Source organism: Accumulibacter sp., from assembly GCF_029255125.1.
Classification (GTDB): domain Bacteria; phylum Pseudomonadota; class Gammaproteobacteria; order Burkholderiales; family Rhodocyclaceae; genus Accumulibacter.
Genome location: NZ_JAPUVR010000042.1, coordinates 1 through 18,270, shown reverse-complemented (window position 1 = coordinate 18,270; position 18,270 = coordinate 1). Strand labels below are relative to the sequence as shown.

Sequence of the window (18,270 nt, the reverse complement as noted above, 5' to 3'; positions counted from 1 at the left end):
TCTGCCATGGGTTTCGCTCCAGGTTAAAGTCACCCATCGCTATTTACCTCACCTCCGCTCATTTGTCTAGTGCCGAAGGCCAATGCCGACCACCCCGGCGCCAGTCGCACTTTCGATTGCACCCTTCTTCACTCACACGATTGACCGCCCATGCGCGGAACTGTAGAATGGCGCGCTTCTCGGGGCGTAGCGCAGCCTGGTAGCGTATCTGCTTTGGGAGCAGAGGGTCGTGAGTTCGAATCCCACCGCCCCGACCAGTCTTGAGTGCATCAACTGCTGGCTGTTGGGGCGTTGCGGATGGATCGCACGAGCGTTCGCGCTTGCGCCCGTAGCTCAACCGGATAGAGCACCGGCCTTCTAAGCCGGGGGTCGTGAGTTCGAGTCTCGCCGGGCGCGCCACAGAAAAAGCGGCGGTGTTAGCTCAGTTGGTAGAGCACTGGATTGTGATTCCAGGAGTCACGGGTTCGAGTCCCGTACATCGCCCCAAGTCCATTCGGTCGCCCCGTTGCGCCGCGAAGAAGCGGGACACGCTTGGCTGCCGCCGAGGCGGCAGCTGGCCACCGGCAGACGCTGATGAGGTGTCTGTCAGGTCCGGCCTAATGCGTCTGCCGGCGAATCGAATCATCCCACTGGTCTGGACGGTCGGCGGGCACACGGCGTCGTTCCTGAGCCTGCCGTTCGCCGCGCTCTTCGTGCCGCTCAAGCTTGGCCGGAGCGGCCGGGCGCACGAAGTCGACGGGCGGACGTTCGACCGGGCGTTGCACTGCCGTGGGTGCCGGCGGCGTCGCCAAAGGGGCGGCGCGCAAGTCGTCGCGGCGCTCGTGTCGCGCTTCCCGGCCGTCGCGTAGGACTGGCGGTGGGCGCATCGCGTCGATCGGTTGCCTTTCCATGGACGGCGGCGCCAGCGGTCTGACCGGGGTCACCGTGGCGGGCGCGATCGGCATCGGACCCCGTGCGGCGCCATGTTCCGCGCGCTCCCCGGCAAACGCGGGTACGCCGGGCGACCCTGGCTGCGGCCGCGGGTCTAGCTGCCTGCTCACGGCTGCGGGTGGAGCGGCTACCGTTGCCGCCGGGGGCGGCTGAGGCGATGGCGGGGTGCCCACCGACGCGGGTCTGGGGATCGGATGCGGGGGGCGGTCGAAGGCGTCGATTTGCGGCAGGCGCCGTTCACTTCGTGCGCCATCGATCGCGCTCTCGGGCCTGGCCGGCCAGCGCCGGTTTGGTCCGGGTGGATCGTTTTCGAACTGCCGATAGTTGGCTGCTGGTGCTGGCGCGCCTAGCGGTGGCCGAACATGTACTGGACCGCGTAGGATGTCGTTGCGTTCGCGCTGGCCGGGCAGTCCTTCGCCAACATGTCGGCGTTCGGTAAACACATCGCCGTGGGCCATGGTCACTGCGTGCGGTGAGGTGCGATGTGCATAGCCCGTCTGCTCGGTGAAAGCCCGCGGCTGGCGCGTGAGGTCTGCGAGCGCCGGGACGCGCGCGAGGTGCGCGTGGTTGATCTGCCGGAAGTGTCCCTCACTGGCGCGATAGGCGGGGACGTAGACCTCGCGCGGAGCCAGCGGGAACCAGCCAATTGCCGGTGGTGCGCTGCCGCGCGCACCGCCAGCTGGCGCACCGACCCAGGCGACGAGCGCCGGTGCGTAGACCGGCCTGGCTACTCGGCGGCCTGGCACCCAGCCCCAGGCGCCGTTCAGGAACACCCAGCGGCCGTAGTGAAAAGGTGCGAAGCCCCAGGGCTCATCGCCTACCCAAGTCCAGCCCCAGGGAGCCACCCAAATCCAGCGGCCGGTGCGGTAAGGTGCCCAGTCGGCAGGAACTGTCCGTGGGTACCAGATGGCGCCGTACTCGGCGTGTTCGGTCCACGAGCCGTAGGCTGCCAGGTCGGCGGCGCCGGTCATCTCGTTCGATACGTAGGGCAGCAGCCGAGCACTCGCCTGGCGCTCGCGCATGACGTTCCAGGCGGCGAACTCGTCGTCCTCAGGCGCGCTGATCCGGTAATTCGCAAGGCCGTCGTCGACAAAAACGAGACGTTGCCCAGAGCCGATTTCCAGCCCGCGTCCGCGTGTTGTCGCGGCGAGCCGGCCGGAGTAAACGGTGATCGCACGCTTCTGTCGATCCGCATCCAGACGGTAGTGGCCGGCGTCGCGCACCTTGAAGCGCTGGTCGTAGACCGCCAGTTCGTACTCGCGCGCCGACTCGGCAAACGGCAGGCGAGCGCTGAAGCGGCCGTCGAGCAGGCGTAGGCGGACGGCATGATCGTCCACCTGGGCGAACTCGAGTACGCTGTCGGAGTCGAGGCGCAGCACGGCCGAGCCGATCTGCACCTCGGCGCGCGCGCCGGTGGCGGTCGATAGCAGGTCGCCGCTGCTGACTGGCCAATTGCGCTCGACCGCGGTCGATTCTCCGCTGTCGGCACGATGCAGATGGACGGAACCGGACAACCAGGCGATTCGCCCGACGCGACCGGCGGGGTCGGCGCCGGCCGCCGCGGCCAGCAGTGCAAGGATCAGAAGAAGAAAGCTTTGGCGCCAGAGGCGCAGATGGTCGCGGATGAGGGTCATGGCTGATGGACTCGTTGGGCGACGCCGAAACCGGCGACTGCAACGACTAACGTCCGACAGCCAGCTTCGTCCGACAGACGAAACAGTTTGTTACAGGAAAAAGAGGGGCGCCACGTGGGCGCCCCAAACGGTCTGGGCGATTGCCGCCCGAGATGGATTCAGTAGTGATAAGCCGATTCGCCGTGCGAGGTGATGTCGAGACCTTCGCGCTCCTCTTCTTCCGGAACGCGCAAGCCGATGATCAGGTCGACCAGTTTGAAGGTGACGAAGGAAACGACTCCCGACCAGACGATGACGGTCCCGACGCCCCAGAACTGACTGATCAATTGCGCGCCCATGTCGTACTCCCCAACTTTGTTGGCCACGTAGTCATAGACGCCTGTGCCACCGAGCGAGGGTGCGGCAAAGATGCCGGTGAGCAGCGCACCGAGGACTCCGCCGACGCCATGCACGCCGAAAACATCGAGCGAATCGTCTGCGCCGATCATTCGCTTCAGGCCATTGACTCCCCACAGGCAGATGAAGCCTGCCAGAAGGCCGATCGCGATGGCGCCCAGGGGACCGACGAAACCGGCGGCCGGGGTGATCGCCACCAGACCCGAGACTGCCCCCGAAGCGGCACCCAACATCGAAGGTTTGCCTTTCAGCAGCCATTCGGCGAGCATCCAGGAGAGCGCCGCGCACGCCGTCGCCGCCCACGTATTGACCATCGCCAGCGCAGCGCTTCCGTTGGCTTCCAGGGCTGAGCCGGCGTTGAAGCCGAACCAGCCGAACCAGAGCAGCGAAGCGCCGATCATGGTGAAGGTGAGGCTGTGCGGCGCCATCGACTCGCGTCCATAGCCGATTCGTTTGCCGATGACGATCGCTCCGACCAGGCCGGCGATCGCGGCATTGATATGCACCACGGTTCCGCCGGCGAAGTCGAGCGCTCCTTTCTGGAACAGGAAACCGGCCGTCTTGCCGGCTGCCTCGCCAGCGGCTGCGTCGACGTAGGCATCGGGGCCAGCCCAGTACCACACCATGTGCGCCATCGGCAGGTAGGAGAGCGTGAACCAGATGACCATGAAGACCAGGATCGCCGAGAATCGGGCGCGTTCAGCGAAGGCGCCGACGATCAGGCCACAGGTAATGGCGGCAAAGGCGCCCTGAAAGATCACGTAGGCGAGCTCGGAGACGACCACTCCCTTGGAGAAGGTTGCGGCGACCGAGTCGACGGTAATCCCTTTCAGGAAGGTTTTGTCGAAGACGCCGAAGAAGCCATTTCCTTCGGTAAAGGCCAGCGAATACCCGTAGGCTACCCAAAGGATGCTGATCAGCGAGAAGGTGACGAAGACCTGCATCAGCACCGAGAGCATGTTCTTGCTGCGCACCAGACCACCGTAGAACAGGGCCAGGCCGGGGATGGACATCAGGATGACGAACGCCGCGCTGATCATGACCCAGGCGTTGTCGCCCTTGTTGGCCTGCGGTGTGGGTGTCGCGGCCGGCGCCGCCGGTGAACTGGCGGCTGCGGCTGGTGCGCCTGGCGCACCGGGTGCGGCGGCAGCGGACACGGATTCGGCACCGGCGACGGCGCCGCTTACCGGCATTGCGGCTGCCGGCTTCTCTTCAGCCGCGGCCGGGGCGGCGACGCCGATTGCCCCGAGCAAGGCGAGAATGGCAAGTAGACGTTTCATGGGTGACTCCTTACAAGGCGCTTTCACCGGTTTCGCCGGTGCGTATGCGAACGACTTCTTCGATGGTTGAGACAAATATTTTTCCGTCGCCGATCTTCCCGGTGCTGGCGGACTTCTCGATGGCTTCAATCGCGGCGTCGAGCATCTCGTCGCGAATCGCCGCTTCGACCTTCACCTTGGGCAGGAAGTCGACGACGTACTCGGCTCCGCGATAGAGTTCGGTGTGCCCCTTCTGGCGCCCGAAACCCTTGACCTCGGTCACCGTGATGCCCTGCACGCCGATCGCCGACAGCGCTTCGCGTACTTCGTCCAGCTTGAAGGGCTTGATGATGGCCGTTACCAATTTCATTTCTGTTCTCCACGTAAGGGGAAGCCGAAGCTTCCCGGTCAGGTTTGTTGCACGCTAGAAGTTGCGCGTCAGCGAGACGACGACGATGCCGCGACCAGCGTCCTTGCTGTGCGAACCGCTGCTGAGCACGCCGCCGTGGTCGGACAGCGAGTTCGTGAAGCAGTAGAACTCGCCCTTGCGACAACTTCCGCTGGCGTTCGTATCGATGTACGACGCGGCCACGACCCAGCCGTTGAAGTCCTTGCTGACGCCTAGCTTCCAGTCGGTGTAGTCACCGCGGCGAACATTCGCCAGATCAAGCCGACCGACATGCGCATTCAGTCCCCATCCGTCGCCGAGATCGAAGCTCGCCGAAAAGTCGAGGTACTGCGTGCCGCGGGTGCTCCGGTCGATGGCGCCGGCGCTGCTCAGTGCGCGCAGCGAGAAGTAATCGTCGATCGCGTAGAAGTACTTGAGCGAGAGAAACTTCCACGATGCACCCAGGTACAGCTCCTGATTGCTGACCGCGCCGGAAGCCGCGCCAGGACCAAGACCACGTGCCTGTGACCCCGGGTAGTAGTAGTAGATGGCGCCTGCGTCCAGCGCGAAATCGCCGAACGCCGCCTTGTAGCCGCCGTAGAAGTCCATCTCCAGGTTGCCGTCAGGGAAGCCGGCGCCAGAATTCACGTTCGAATTCCAGTTGCCGACGTACCAGCCGCTGCTGTGCGAATAATCGAAACCGCCTTGTAGCGCCGGTTTGCCAAAGGTCTGATCGATGCCGCGGAAGCGATAACTGCTGAACAGACCGATGTTGCCGGTCAGCGTATGCGGACTGCTCGCGGGCGGAACCGAGTCTTCAGCGTGCCCGATGCCCGGTGCGGCCAGCGCTGTCGTCAGCGCGGCAAGCAGTGTGAGGTTCTTCATGGCCAGTCTCTCCTGAAAAAAATGAATCCAATGCAATCTAGCGCTAAGCACTTTGTGTGCCAGCCGTACAAAACGCGTTAAAGTAATAGCTTGTTTATCGTTCGCCGGGCTGCTCGCCCAGCCGTGCACTGCCCTGGCGCAGGCTCGATGGAGGCTGCACCAAATGGGTGCCGTCGGCGGCAGTGGTCAGCGCTGTGCTAAACTGCCTCTCCCCGCAAACCATCCATGCTCCCGGTGACCATCATGCTCGACCCCCGGATCATCGAACAACTTGGCGCTCGCCTGAGCAGTCTGCTGGCCAACAGCCCGGCGGCCGACGTCGAGAAGAATGCGCGGGCGCTACTTGCCAGCTTCTTTTCCCGGCTCGATCTGGTCAGTCGTGAGGAGTTCGATGTCCAGACCCGGCTGCTGCAGCGCACGCGCGAGAAGCTGCAGGCGCTCGAAGCGCGTCTCGATCAGTTGGAGAAGACACCCCCGCCCGACGCTACGCCCTGATCCGGCGAAGCGCTCGCATGCGCGGCCTGCCTGGCCAGCCGCCACCGTTCAGCGTTTGACGCGAGCCTGCGCCGATGCCTCTCGCCATCGCTCACAGCCGCGCTCTGGATGGGCTGTCTGCGCCGGAGGTTGCGGTCGAGGTGCACCTGGCCAGCGGTCTGCCGAACGTCACGCTGGTCGGCTTGCCCGACACCGAGGTCAGGGAAGCGCGTGACCGCGTCCGCGCAGCGCTGCAGAATTCGGGCTTCGAGTTTCCGCGCAAGCGGATCACGGTCAACCTGGCGCCGGCTGATCTGCCGAAGGAATCGGGTCGTTTCGATCTGCCGATCGCGCTCGCCATCCTGGCCGCGGCGCAACAGATTCCCGCGCAGTCGCTGGCGAGCTACGAGTTCGCCGGCGAACTCTCGCTTTCCGGTGAACTGCGGCCGGTGCGCGGCGCGTTGGCGATGGTTCTTGCTGCCGGCGGGCGCGGACGCAGCTTCGTGCTGCCGGCAGCGAGTGCGCGCGAAGCCGCACTGGCCGGTCAGGTGCGTGTCCTCGCCGGCAATACCCTGCTCGAGGTCTGTGCCCACCTCACCGGGCAGTCGTCGCTGAGCGAATGCGCGGCCGATCCGCTGTCCGCCGACGACGCCGGCAACTACCCGGATCTGGCCGATGTGCGTGGACAGGTGCTGGCCAAGCGCGCGCTCGAAATCGCTGCTGCCGGGGGGCATTCGATTCTCCTGGCGGGACCGCCGGGTACCGGCAAGTCGATGCTGGCCAGCCGGCTGCCCGGGCTGCTGCCGCCGATGACGCTGGCGGCCGCACTGGAATCGGCGGCCGTATTGTCGCTCGCCGGCCAGTTTCGACCCGAGCAGTTTCGCCAGCGTCCATTCCGGGCGCCGCACCACACCGCATCGTCAGCCGCTCTGGTCGGGGGCGGCAGTATCCCGCATCCGGGAGAGATCTCGCTCGCGCACCAGGGGGTGCTCTTCCTCGATGAAATCTGCGAATGCGATCGGCGTACGCTGGAAGCTTTGCGCGAGCCGCTCGACAGCGGTCGCATCCATATTTCGCGCGCCGCCCGGCAGGCCGAGTTTCCCGCTTACTTTCAGCTCGTGGCGGCGATGAATCCCTGCCCCTGCGGCTACCTGGGCGACGCCGGTGGGCGTTGCCGCTGTACGGTCGAGCAGGTTTTGCGCTACCGCAACCGGATCTCCGGGCCGCTCCTCGACCGCATCGACCTGCAGATCGAAGTTCCCGCAGTGCCCGCCGAGGTGCTGCAGAGTGCGCCGGACGGCGAGCCGTCAGCCGTCGTCCGGGCGCGTGTGGTACGCGCCAATGCGCGGCAGATCGAGCGCCAGAGCAAGGAAAACGGTCGCCTGAGCGTGAAGGAAATCGACCGCTATTGCCAGCCCGAAGCGGCTGCCGGAGCGCTCCTGAAGCACGCCATCAGCCGCTTCCAGCTTTCGGCGCGCGCTTATCATCGCTTGCTCAAGGTGGCGCGAACGGTCGCCGACCTGGCCGACAGTCCGCAGATCGGCGCTGCGCACGTCGCGGAAGCGGTGCAGTATCGCCGTTTCACGCGCGAATGAATGGCCGCAATCGCCATCGTTCCAAGGAGATTCTTCCAATCCCTCTAGTCAGGTTTAAAATAGCAGATATAATAGAAATATAAGGGTCTTCAGCAACCCAGGCAGCGAACCCCGTGCAAACCCGTCGTCTATCGAAGGACCGAACTTGCCAGATCCGTTGAACCTGAGGGTACCGCGAGGAATGGCCATCATTCTGGCATTGTTGGCTTCCGTCGGACCTTTCTCCATCGATACCTATCTGCCGTCGTTCAACGACATTGCCCGCTCGCTCGGCGCTACTTCCGTCGAAGTGCAGCAAACGCTGACCGCGTACCTCGTGCCGTTCGCCTTGATGACACTGTGGCACGGCGCCATTTCCGATGCGGTCGGTCGTCGACGAGTGATTCTGGTTGCCTTGGCGCTTTTCGGTCTGGCCTCCTTTGGTTGCGTTTTTGCTCAGCGGATCGAACACCTGTGGGTTCTGCGGGCGCTGCAGGGGATGACTGCCGGTGCTGGAATCGTCGTCTGCCGGGCGATCGTCCGCGACTTGTATGAAGGTTCAGCGGCGCGTCGGCTGATCGCCCAGGTGACAATGATGTTCGCCCTCGCACCGGCGCTCGGGCCGGTCCTCGGAGGCTGGCTGCAGGCGTGGTTCGGATGGCGTTCGGTTTTCGTCTTTCTCAGCTTGTTGAGTGGTCTGCTCTGGCTGATCTGCTGGCTGCTGCTTCCGGAAACGCTGCCGCAGCAGCAACGCCAACCGCTGAAGGTTGGCTATCTGTTGGCGACTTACCGGCGGGTTCTGACCTCGCCGTCGTTCCTGTTGGTTTGCGGCGCTCTGGCGCTCAACTTCGCCGCATTCTTCATCTACGTCCTTTCGGCGCCGGTCTTTCTGATCGAGCACCTGGGCGTCTCCGTCACCGGTTTTCTCTGGCTGTTCGGTCCGGCAATGGGCGGCCTGATGGCCGGCGCCTGGCTCTCCGGTCGCCTGGCCGAGCGCATTACGGCAACGCGCAGCATTGCTCTGGGCTACCTGACGATGGCGCTGGCCGCGGCGGCTAACGTGCTGCTGAATGTCTTGGCGCCACCCGTGCTGCCGTGGAGCGTCATTCCGATCTTTGGTTTCACTTTCGGCATGTCGTTTGCCATGCCCAGTCTGACGCTGGTTGCTCTCGACCTTTTTCCCGAGCAACGGGGTTTGGCGGCTTCCTGTCAGACCTTCCTGCAATCGGGCTGCAACGCCGTTGCCGCCGGTGTGATCGCGCCTGCTCTCTGGGGTTCGACGACGACGCTGGCGCTCGGTATGGGCGGCCTGCTGCTGCTCGGCGCTTTCGCGGTGGTGATGCACCAGTTGCGGAGCAACGTCTGACCGTCGTCAGTTGCTATACTTCGCGCTGGCGGCTGCGACCGCGCCCGCCACGAGTGGAGCACGAAAACGATGATGACCAAACTCCTTGCGGCGCTCCTGGTTCCAGCGGCTTTCGCGCTGGTGCTGGGGGCATGCGATGCGGATAAGTTGGGCAAGCTCCGACCGGGCGTGACCACTGCCGACGAAGTCCGCAACATCATGGGAAGACCGGACCTCGAATGGCGTGACCCGGATGGGTCGCGCGTCTGGGAGTATCCGCGTACGCCAGAAGGCATCGTCAACTACATGGTCGTCATCGGCCCGAACAACGTGCTGCGCGAAGTTCAGCAGGTGCTCACCGAGGACAACTTCAGGCAGGTCGTTCCCGGCATGAGCAAGGACGAAGTGCGTCGCCTGCTCGGTCGGCCGGCACACCAGCGCTTCTTCCCGATGAAAGGCGAAACGGTCTGGGACTGGAAAACGAAGACCGAGCCCGGCATGGACTGGTTTTTCAACGTCCACTTCAACCAGGACGGACTCGTCAGCCGCACGAGCACCAACTTCGAGCCTCGAGGTTGATTGCGCCAGCGTGCGCGGATCACCGGCATGCGCGGTGTGCACCTGATCGCTGAACTCTACGAGTGCCGCTGCGCCGAGAGCCTGCTGGCCGACGCACCGACGCTGCAGGATCTGTGTCTGAGCACGTGTGCGGCAGCCGGCTTGACGCCGGTGGGCTTCGTCTTCCATCAGTTCGCCAGTGATCAGGGCCCGGCCGGTGCGACCGGTGCGGTCATTCTCGCCGAGTCACACCTCGCCGTACACACCTGGCCGGAACACGGCGCCGTCACGCTTGATCTCTACGTTTGTAATTTCAGCCACGACAACACGATTGCCGCACGCGCCGCGTGTCGGCGCCTGATTGCCGGGTTTGCCCCAGGACATAGCGTCGAGCGCGAGCTCGAGCGCGGCGACTACACCCTTGCCGCGGCTGGCGACGGTGATTGAGAGCCGGCCTTCGCGGTATACTCGATTTCTCTGCCGACCAGACTCTTCCCCATATCAATCATTAACGGAGGCCGCGTGGAATCGATCCGCATCACGCTTGAACAGTCGGAGATCCCGACCCACTGGTACAACGTCGTTGCCGACATGCCGAATCCACCCTTGCCGCCGCTCGGCCCGGATGGTCAACCCGTCTCCCCCGAGCAGATGGGGGTGATTTTTCCGCCGGCAATTCTCGAACAGGAAATGTCGGCGGAGCGCTGGATTCCGATTCCGCCTGCGGTGCGCGAGGTGTATCGGCTATGGCGTCCCTCGCCGCTGATCCGCGCGCGTCGACTCGAAGAAGCGCTGGCGACGCCAGCCCGCATGTATTACAAATACGAGGGCGTTTCGCCGGCGGGTTCGCACAAGCCGAACACCGCGGTTGCGCAGGCGTTCTACAACCAGCAAGCGGGAATCAAGCGGATCACGACCGAGACCGGAGCCGGCCAATGGGGTTGCTCGATGGCCTTCGCCGGGCAGATGTTCGGCATCGATGTGCGCGTCTACATGGTCAGGGTGAGCTACCAGCAGAAGCCATTCCGCCGCTCGATGATGCAGACCTGGGGGGCCGAGGTTTTTGCCAGCCCGTCGCCGATGACGCAGACCGGGCGCGACATCCTGCAGCGCGACCCGGACAACCAGGGATCGCTCGGAATTGCGATTTCGGAGGCGGTCGAGGAAGCCGCCGGGCGCGCCGATACCAGCTATGCGCTGGGATCGGTGCTCAACCATGTGGCGCTGCACCAGACGATCATCGGCCAGGAGGCGAAGCAGCAATTCGTCAAGGTGGGCGACTGGCCGGATGTCATCTTCGCGCCGTGCGGTGGCGGTTCGTCGTTTGCTGGCGTGGCTTTCCCCTTCGTCGCCGAAAATGCTGCCGGTGGTCACGCTGGCCGGCCGACGCGCCTGGTCGCGGTCGAACCGGCGTCGTGCCCGACCCTGACCAAAGGCACCTATGCCTACGACTTTGGTGACGCTTCCGGTTTCACCCCGCTGATGAAGATGTACACGCTCGGGCACGATTTCATGCCGCCCGGGATTCACGCCGGCGGGCTGCGCTACCACGGCGATTCGCCGCTCGTCTCGCAGCTTTACCACGAAGGCCTGATCGAGGCGGTGGCCGTGACGCAACTGGCGACTTTCGAGGCGGGCGTTCTCTTTGCCCGTGCCGAAGGCGTCATTCCGGCGCCCGAGTCGAACCACGCCATCCGAGCGGCGATCGACGAAGCCATTCGTTGCCGGGAGAGTGGCGAAGCGAAGACGATCTTTTTCAACCTCACCGGTCATGGGCATTTCGACATGGCCGCCTACGACCGTTACTTCGCCGGCGAACTGGAGGACTTCGAGTATCCGGCTGAAGCCATTCGAGCCTCGCTCGCGCACTTGCCGAAGCTCGCATGATCCTTGCGCTGCGCCTTGCCGTCGTCGTTCTCGTCCTGGGCAACGCCTTGCTGTTCGCGCGCAGCTTCATCGCTCCGGCGAAAAGCCCGGACGCCGGACGGCTTGACCAGCAGGTGCTGCCCGAACGCGTGAAAGTGACCGTTTTCGCTGATCCGCCGGCGCGTGTGGCGGCCAAGGACGACGTTCAGCCGGCCGTCCAGGCGCCGCGCGTGCCGGAAACCTGCCAAGCCTGGGGCGATTTGCCGAACGCCGACGCCGAGCACCTGCAACGCCTGCTCAGCGAGCAGTTTCCTGCTTTCAAGGCAGCGCGTCGGGTGAGCGCGGAGACCACCGGTTATTGGGTCTTCGTTCCGCCACTCGAGAACAAGGAGGCTGCCACGCGCAAGACGGCCGAACTGCAACAGCTTGGTGTGCAGGATTTCTTCGTCTTGCATGGCGCCGGGCCGAACCAGTACGCCGTATCGCTCGGCACGTATCGTACCGAGGAGGCGGCCAACGCCGGACTCGAAGCCTTGCGCGCCAAGGGCGTGAAGTCGGCCAAGGTGGGTGAGCGCAAGGGCAAGATGATCAACTCGTTTGAGATACGCGGCCCGCAGGAGCAGGCCGAAACGCTGCGCGAGGCGGTGCTAGCCTTGTTGCCCAAAGCGCACCCGACCGACTGCGCCAAGGGCAAGGAAGGACAGCCGTGACCTTCGTCGTCGGTCTGACGGGCGGCATCGGTAGCGGCAAGAGCACCGTCGCCGAGTTGTTTGTCGAGCGCGGCGCCGCTCTCGTCGATACCGACATGATTGCGCATGAACTGACCGCGCCGAATGGGGCGGCGATGACGGCAATTGCGGCAGCCTTCGGGCCGATCGTCGTGCGCCCCGACGGTGGGCTGGACCGCTCGGCGATGCGCCGTCTCGCCTTCTCCGACCCGACCGCGAAGGCCAGGCTCGAAGCCATCCTCCATCCGCTGATCAGGGACTATAGCGAAGCCCGCTGCACGGCGCCGACCAGCGCGCCGTACGTGCTGCTGGCGGTACCCTTGCTGATCGAAACAGGCAGCTTTCGCAAGCGTACCGACCGTGTGCTGGTCGTCGATTGTGAGGAAACGATACAGGTAGCGCGCGTCATGGCCCGCAGCGGTCTGACCGAACCCGAGGTGAAAGCTATCATGGCAAGTCAGGCTTCGCGCAGCAAGCGGCGCGAGATCGCCGACGATCTGGTGCTGAACAGCGCCGGCATGGACGATCTGCCCGCACAAGTTGATAGTCTGCACGGGCTTTATCGCGTTCTGGCGCGAGCCAAACTTCACGCTGACCGTTGAGGTTTTCTGGCAAATGATTCAGAATTATCGAAAATCCCAGGTTCTGACGCTGGCGGCAGTGTGATTACTTACGAATATCCCTTCAACGAACGCATACGCACGCTGTTGCGTCTGGAGGATCTGTTTCAGAAAGTGGCCAGCTTCATGCAGCGCGATGGGGCGCAGGAACATCACGTCGTGTTGCTGACGCTGTTCGAGATCCTCGATGTCGCGGGCCGCGCCGACCTGAAGATGGACCTGATCCAGGAACTCGAGCGACAGCGGCAAAGCTTGCTGGCTTTTCGCAACAACCCGGAGATCTCTGAAGATGCGCTGTCCGGCGCGCTTTACGAAATCGAGCACGCCTCGGCGGCGCTGCTCAGCCTGACCGGAAAGATCGGTCAGCACCTGCGCGACAACGACTGGTTGATGAGCATCAAGAGCCGGGCGAGCATACCCGGTGGCGTGTGCGAGTTCGATTTGCCGTCCTACCACTATTGGCTGCATCAGGCGCCGGGATTCCGCCGCGAAGCCCTGCTGGCTTGGCTGCAGCCGATGTTGCCCTTGCGCGATGCGCTGAACATCGTTCTACGTCTGTTGCGCGCGAGCGGGCGGCCGGAAAATCATGTCGCGACCGGTGGCGCGTTTCAGTTGATGCTGGGCGGCAGTTCATCGCAGATGGTGCGCATCTCGATGAAGCTGAGCGATCCCTACATTCCCGAGATCAGCGCCAACAAGTACGCGCTGAACATTCGCTTCACCCGTCCCGACAGCGATCATCGACCGCGCCATTGCGATCAGGATGTTGAATTCGGGATGACCTTCTGCAATCTGTAGGGCGCGGGCGGCAAGGACGCCGGCCGCGGTAGCCGGTGGGCGAACAAAGCAAAGGCCACGCTGAGGTGGCCTTTGTCTCTGCTGCAGTTGGTCGGGGCGCCGGGATTCGAACTCGGGACCCCTTGCACCCCATGCAAGTGCGCTACCAGGCTGCGCCACGCCCCGACATGGCGCGATTATAACCCGAAATGCCGCCGCCCGACAGCGGTGGTTTCGGCGCTTGCTGCAGCCGGTTATAATGAAGCCCGGTTTGGCATGACGCCGTTTTTCTACCGACTGGCGCCTGGCGCCGCGCTGCGGCGGCCCGCCGATGATCCACAGGCCGGCCAGCTGCCGGTTTTTTTTGCCTCTCTGCCAGCTTGTCTGCGCGTGGAACGATATGCGGATTCTGCTCTGCAACGATGACGGCTATTTTGCCCCGGGGATCGAACAACTGGCGCGTGCCCTGCTCGAGGTGGCCGAGGTCACCGTCGTCGCGCCCGAGCGTGATCGCAGCGGCGCGAGCAATTCGCTGACACTCGACCGGCCCTTGTCGCTGAAACGCGCGGCGAACGGTTTCTACTACGTCAATGGCACGCCGACCGACTGCGTACACCTGGCGGTTACCGGCATGCTCGACGAGCTGCCCGACATGGTCATTTCGGGAATCAACAACGGCGCCAACATGGGTGACGACACGATCTACTCGGGAACCGTTGCTGCGGCGACCGAGGGCTTCCTGCTCGGCATTCCATCGCTGGCAATCTCCCTGTGCAGCCGTGGCAGCGAGAATTTTGCGACCGCCGCGCGCGTCGCGCGCGAACTGGTCGCCCGTTTGCAGCAACGCTTGCTGCGTGAGCCGGTGTTGCTCAACGTCAATGTGCCGGATGTTCCGCATGCGCAATTGGGCGCACTGGTGGTCACCCGGCTGGGCAAGCGGCATAAGGCCGAACCGGTCGTGCGCACGCTTTCGCCACGCCAGGAGACGGTTTTCTGGATCGGTGCGGCCGGCGAGGCCGAGGATGCCGGCGAAGGGACGGACTTCTACGCCGTGCACAACAATCAGGTATCGATCACGCCATTGCAGATCGATCTGACGCACAGCGCGCAACTCCCGCTGGTGCGCGCGTGGTTGCGGCAATGAACCTTGCCAGGCAAGGCGTCGGCATGACCTCGCAGCGCACGCGCGTGCGCATGATCGAGCGCCTGCGCCAGAAGGGCATCGTCGATGAACGCGTGCTGGCGGCGCTGGCCGCGGTTCCCCGGCACGTTTTCGTCGAGGAGGCCTTGTCTTCACGCGCCTACGAGGACACCGCGCTGCCGCTCGGCTTTGCCCAGACGATCTCGCAGCCCTACGTCGTCGCGCGCATGATCGAGGCGCTGCGCGCCGGTCGCGATTCGCTCGGCAAGACGCTCGAGATCGGCGCCGGTTGCGGCTATCAGGCCGCCGTCCTGGCGCAACTGACGAAGGAGGTGTACGCGGTCGAACGTATCGCGCCGCTGCTCGCCAAAGCCAAGCAGAACCTGCGCAAGATCGGGCAACTCGAAGTCCGTCTGAAACACGCCGACGGTCAGGCTGGCCTGCCGGAAGCGGCGCCTTTCGATACGATCATCGTCGCTGCGGCGGCGGCGGCGGTTCCGCCGGCACTCTTGCGGCAACTCGCGCCGGGTGGAAGAATGATCCTGCCGATTGGTGGCGCGACGCAATACCTCTGCCTGATCGAACATCGGACCGAAGGCTTCGTCGAAACCCGTCTCGACGCTGTTCGTTTTGTTCCGCTATTACCGGGAGTCGAATGAAGTATCACGCTGGTATCGCCCGAAATGGGTTCGTTCTCGTCGTTGCGGCAACGCTCGCGCTGGCTGGCTGCGCTGGTCGCTCGCCAGTGCAGGTCGTCGACCGCAGCGGGCAGGGGCAGTCCGTCGGCTCGGCACCCGTCCCCGCCGTTCCGAAGGATGCCTACATCGTCAAGAAAGGCGACACGCTCTATTCGATCGCGCTCGATCACGGGCTCGATTATCGCGAGCTGGCCGCCTGGAACAACCTCGAAAACCCGAATCTCATCCTGGTGGGCCAGGCGCTGCGCGTCAAGGCGCCAGGGGCGACGGCGGGCGGCGATGCGCCAGTGGTCAGACCCATCGCCGGTACTGCGGCGCCCGAGCAGCGGCCGCTGGGCAGCGCCGGCGACGCACTGAAGCGCGAACCGAAGGCGGGCAAGGAGGCCTATTCGGATCAGGCGCTGGCGCGTGCGCGCAAGAAAGAGGCCGAACCGGTGGTCGTCGCCGCGGCAGCAGCCGCGAAAGGCGAGGCGAAAGCAGAAAGCAAGCCGCCGGCACGCAGCGATGGCAAACCGGAAGCCCGGCCGGAGGCCAGGCCGGAGAGCAAAGCCGACGCCAAACCCGAGGCGAAACCGGAGGCGGGCAGCGAAGCGCGCGCGGCCGACCCGGCGAACAACGAGGAGCTCACCTGGATCTGGCCGGCGAGCGGCAAGCTGATCGGCAGTTTCAGCGAGGGTGGCAACAAGGGGATCGACATCAGTGGCCGCGCCGGCGATCCGGTCAATGCCGCGGCGGCCGGCAAGGTCGTCTACAGCGGCACCGGCCTGCGCGGTTACGGCAAGCTGGTGATCATCAAGCACAACAACACCTTTCTGACGGCCTACGCACACAACCAGACGATACTGGTCAAGGAAGGGCAGACCGTCGGCAAGGGGCAAAGGATCGCCGAAATGGGTAACTCCGATACGGATCAGGTCAAACTCCACTTCGAGGTTCGCCGGCAGGGCAAGCCGGTCGACCCGATCAAGCACCTGCCGCAACGCTGAGCATGGCGGGCGATTTCGATTCCGAAGCGGACGCGGCGGTCGACGACTTCCCGGAAACCGATTTCCCGAACGAAGGAATCCTCGCTGATTCGCTTCTCGAAGAGACTTCGTCGTCGCCGGAAGCTGAGCTGCTCAACGACGTCACCCAGCACTACCTCAGTGAAATTGGCGCCAAGCCGCTGTTTTCGCAGGAAGAAGAGGCGCACTGGGCGCGCCGCGCGCGGGCCGGGGACTTTGCCGCGCGACAGAAGATGATCGAGCACAACCTGCGGCTCGTGGTCAACATCGCCAAGCATTACCTGAACCGCGGGATGCCGCTCCTCGACCTGATCGAGGAAGGCAATCTCGGCCTGATCCACGCCATCGAGAAATACGACCCCGAGCGCGGCTTCCGTTTCTCCACCTACGCCACCTGGTGGATCAGGCAGAGCATCGAGCGCGCGATCATGAACCAGTCGCGCGCCATTCGCCTGCCGGTGCATGTGGTCAAGGAAATCAACCTCGTTCTGCGCGCGATCCGCCACCTCGAATCGGCCAGCGGACGCGAAATCAGGCTCGATCAGATTGCCCACCTGATCGACCGGCCGGTAGACAACGTGCGCCGCATCATGGCGCTGAACGAACGGATCGCCTCGCTCGATGCGCCTTTGCAGGTCGACCCGAGCCAGACGGTAGGCGACACGATTGCCGACGAAAGCCTGCTCGACCCCGACGTTCTGCTGCAGTCGAGCGAACTCGGCGAACTGCTGCGCGGCTGGCTGCGCCAGCTTCCGGAGAAACAGCAGCAGGTGCTCGAACGGCGCTACGGCCTCGGTGGGCGGGAAACCAGCACGCTCGAAGAAATCGCCGCCGACCTCAACCTGACGCGCGAACGCGTGCGCCAGGTGCAGATCGAAGCGCTCGATCAGTTGCGCCGGATCATTCGGCGTGGCGGCGTGACGCGCGACAGCCTGTTCTGACCCTGGCTCTTTACCCTCTTTACCCTCTTTACCCTCACCTCGCCTGACTCCAGCGGTGCGCAAGGCGCTGTACGGTCCAGGCGTGCCTTGGCATGGCAGGCGAAACCAGGCGAATCGCCAGGCCGGGCGCGGACGTTCAGAACGGCGCTGCAACGAGGCGGGAACAGCCGTCGCATTCGTCGCATCAAATCCCGCCGGCGGCGAACGGCGCGGCGACGGCTGACCATGCGCTGCCGGCGGGCAGCGATCCTTTCCGACTCACGCTACGGCGTATCACCGACCCCACCGCCTGCCGATGCGCCGGGAACGCGGCGGGAAGCCAACCGTGCCTTCGTTCGCCGCTCGTGCGAGTCGCGCTTTCCGGGCCCGGCTCAAGGCCGGGGATGCCTTCCTCATCGCAAGAGAAGCGTCCGCAAGCAACAATTCAAGCGCAAATCAAACAGAACAAACATTTGCGCTTGTCGCCTCGCCGGGACGCCTTTAGACTGGGCTATTCAGCCTTGTGCGGAGACCGCTCGCATGACCCAGCTCAAGCCGTACTTCGTCCGTAACAGCCTGGAACGACTCAATCCGCACCTGACGGCGGGCTATCGGCGACTGCTGCACGAACTCGTCGGCTGTCTCGACGACGAGGGGCGGGCGCGCGTCGCCGACGTTCATCAGGCGCTTTTCCCGGCGGCCAAGGCGGTGGGCAGCGCCAACGCGCAGTTGAACCGGCTGCAGTCGGAGGTCAACGCGGCGGCGGAAAAGCAGCGGATTCCGCTCGCCATCAGGATCACCGCCGACAAGAAGCTGGGCGCGCAGGGGCGCTGGTTGTGGTTCGAGGGCAGTGTCGAGGCGCCGGCGCCGGCGCATACCGGCGAACTCAACGCCGTGCCACCGGGGCAGTTGCTGTCCGACCAGCGGGGAATGCCACTCGACCCGCCGGTGGTCGTTCTGCTCACCTTCAACGCGCACGAAACCGCCGCCATCCTGAAGCATTTCTCGCCGGGCGCCAGCCCGCGCAGCGAAACGCGCGAGGGCATCACTTACAACCTGCTTGGCGAGCACGG

General features: G+C 64.5%; 18 protein-coding genes and 4 tRNA genes. 17 read left to right on the top strand and 5 right to left on the bottom strand.

Annotated elements, in window-relative coordinates; all coding sequences use genetic code 11:
* Positions 1–180: 180 nt before the first annotated feature.
* From Q1L59_RS02215 to Q1L59_RS02205, 3 genes are all read left to right on the top strand, one after another.
* Positions 181–257, top strand: a tRNA-Pro gene (locus Q1L59_RS02215).
* A gap of 65 nt (positions 258–322) precedes the next feature.
* Positions 323–399 (top strand) — tRNA-Arg (locus tag Q1L59_RS02210).
* An 11-nt stretch (positions 400–410) separates the two neighbouring features.
* Positions 411–486 (top strand) — tRNA-His (locus tag Q1L59_RS02205).
* Between the two features lie 110 nt (positions 487–596).
* Here Q1L59_RS02205 and Q1L59_RS02200 read toward each other — a convergent pair.
* The 4 genes from Q1L59_RS02200 to Q1L59_RS02185 all read right to left on the bottom strand — a co-directional run bounded on the left by Q1L59_RS02200 (position 597) and on the right by Q1L59_RS02185 (position 5,492).
* Complete coding sequence (locus tag Q1L59_RS02200; protein WP_300327662.1) at positions 597–2,564, bottom strand: DUF6600 domain-containing protein; 1,968 nt, start codon at positions 2,562–2,564, stop codon at positions 597–599.
* Positions 2,565–2,722: 158 nt separating this feature from the next.
* Positions 2,723–4,240, bottom strand: a complete 1,518-nt coding sequence (gene amt, locus Q1L59_RS02195; protein ID WP_300327661.1) for an ammonium transporter — start codon at positions 4,238–4,240, stop codon at positions 2,723–2,725.
* A gap of 10 nt (positions 4,241–4,250) precedes the next feature.
* Positions 4,251–4,589: a P-II family nitrogen regulator gene (gene glnK, locus Q1L59_RS02190; RefSeq protein WP_300327660.1), complete on the bottom strand. Its 339-nt coding sequence runs from the start codon at positions 4,587–4,589 to the stop codon at positions 4,251–4,253.
* Between the two features lie 54 nt (positions 4,590–4,643).
* On the bottom strand, positions 4,644–5,492 hold the full coding sequence (locus tag Q1L59_RS02185) for a TorF family putative porin (RefSeq protein ID WP_300327659.1): 849 nt from the start codon (positions 5,490–5,492) through the stop codon (positions 4,644–4,646).
* A 243-nt stretch (positions 5,493–5,735) separates the two neighbouring features.
* On the opposite strand from Q1L59_RS02185, the gene Q1L59_RS02180 reads away from it, so the two are divergent.
* The 9 genes from Q1L59_RS02180 (at position 5,736) to zapD (ending at position 13,455) form a co-directional block, all read left to right on the top strand.
* A complete protein-coding gene (locus tag Q1L59_RS02180) occupies positions 5,736–5,987 on the top strand; it encodes an accessory factor UbiK family protein (RefSeq protein ID WP_300327663.1) in 252 nt (83 codons plus the stop codon).
* A 74-nt stretch (positions 5,988–6,061) separates the two neighbouring features.
* On the top strand, positions 6,062–7,561 hold the full coding sequence (locus tag Q1L59_RS02175; protein WP_300327658.1) for a YifB family Mg chelatase-like AAA ATPase: 1,500 nt from the start codon (positions 6,062–6,064) through the stop codon (positions 7,559–7,561).
* Positions 7,562–7,742: 181 nt separating this feature from the next.
* Positions 7,743–8,906, top strand: a complete 1,164-nt coding sequence (locus Q1L59_RS02170) for a multidrug effflux MFS transporter (RefSeq protein ID WP_300327657.1) — start codon at positions 7,743–7,745, stop codon at positions 8,904–8,906.
* A gap of 72 nt (positions 8,907–8,978) precedes the next feature.
* Complete coding sequence (gene bamE / locus Q1L59_RS02165; RefSeq protein WP_300327656.1) at positions 8,979–9,464, top strand: outer membrane protein assembly factor BamE; 486 nt, start codon at positions 8,979–8,981, stop codon at positions 9,462–9,464.
* Positions 9,465–9,890 (top strand): adenosylmethionine decarboxylase, encoded by a 426-nt coding sequence (gene speD / locus Q1L59_RS02160; protein ID WP_300327655.1) that lies wholly within the window; start codon positions 9,465–9,467, stop codon positions 9,888–9,890. It begins immediately after the preceding gene.
* A gap of 75 nt (positions 9,891–9,965) precedes the next feature.
* Positions 9,966–11,330: a TrpB-like pyridoxal phosphate-dependent enzyme gene (locus Q1L59_RS02155; protein ID WP_300327654.1), complete on the top strand. Its 1,365-nt coding sequence runs from the start codon at positions 9,966–9,968 to the stop codon at positions 11,328–11,330.
* Positions 11,327–12,019 carry an SPOR domain-containing protein gene (locus Q1L59_RS02150; protein WP_300327653.1) on the top strand — a complete coding sequence of 231 codons (693 nt, stop codon included), beginning with the start codon at positions 11,327–11,329 and terminating at the stop codon, positions 12,017–12,019. The genes Q1L59_RS02155 and Q1L59_RS02150 overlap by 4 nt, the downstream gene beginning before the upstream one ends.
* Positions 12,016–12,639, top strand: coding sequence for a dephospho-CoA kinase (coaE, locus tag Q1L59_RS02145; RefSeq protein WP_300327652.1), 624 nt, complete (start codon positions 12,016–12,018; stop codon positions 12,637–12,639). The genes Q1L59_RS02150 and coaE overlap by 4 nt, the downstream gene beginning before the upstream one ends.
* Positions 12,640–12,699: 60 nt before the next feature.
* Positions 12,700–13,455, top strand: coding sequence for a cell division protein ZapD (gene zapD / locus Q1L59_RS02140; RefSeq protein WP_300327651.1), 756 nt, complete (start codon positions 12,700–12,702; stop codon positions 13,453–13,455).
* An 88-nt stretch (positions 13,456–13,543) separates the two neighbouring features.
* Here zapD and Q1L59_RS02135 read toward each other — a convergent pair.
* Positions 13,544–13,620, bottom strand: a tRNA-Pro gene (locus tag Q1L59_RS02135).
* A 214-nt stretch (positions 13,621–13,834) separates the two neighbouring features.
* On the opposite strand from Q1L59_RS02135, the gene surE reads away from it, so the two are divergent.
* The 5 genes from surE to Q1L59_RS02110 form a co-directional block, all read left to right on the top strand.
* The gene (gene surE / locus Q1L59_RS02130) at positions 13,835–14,578 is read left to right on the top strand and encodes a 5'/3'-nucleotidase SurE (RefSeq protein WP_300327650.1); all 744 of its coding nucleotides are present in this window, start codon (positions 13,835–13,837) and stop codon (positions 14,576–14,578) included.
* Positions 14,575–15,234, top strand: coding sequence for a protein-L-isoaspartate(D-aspartate) O-methyltransferase (locus Q1L59_RS02125; protein ID WP_300327649.1), 660 nt, complete (start codon positions 14,575–14,577; stop codon positions 15,232–15,234). The genes surE and Q1L59_RS02125 overlap by 4 nt, the downstream gene beginning before the upstream one ends.
* Entirely contained in the window at positions 15,231–16,259 is a 1,029-nt protein-coding gene (locus Q1L59_RS02120) for a peptidoglycan DD-metalloendopeptidase family protein (RefSeq protein ID WP_300327648.1), read from the top strand. Before Q1L59_RS02125 ends, Q1L59_RS02120 begins: the two co-directional genes overlap by 4 nt.
* Positions 16,260–16,261: 2 nt before the next feature.
* Positions 16,262–17,218 (top strand): RNA polymerase sigma factor RpoS, encoded by a 957-nt coding sequence (gene rpoS, locus Q1L59_RS02115; RefSeq protein WP_300327647.1) that lies wholly within the window; start codon positions 16,262–16,264, stop codon positions 17,216–17,218.
* A 519-nt stretch (positions 17,219–17,737) separates the two neighbouring features.
* A partial coding sequence (locus tag Q1L59_RS02110; RefSeq protein ID WP_300327646.1) for a hypothetical protein occupies positions 17,738–18,270 on the top strand: 533 nt, incomplete at its 3' end.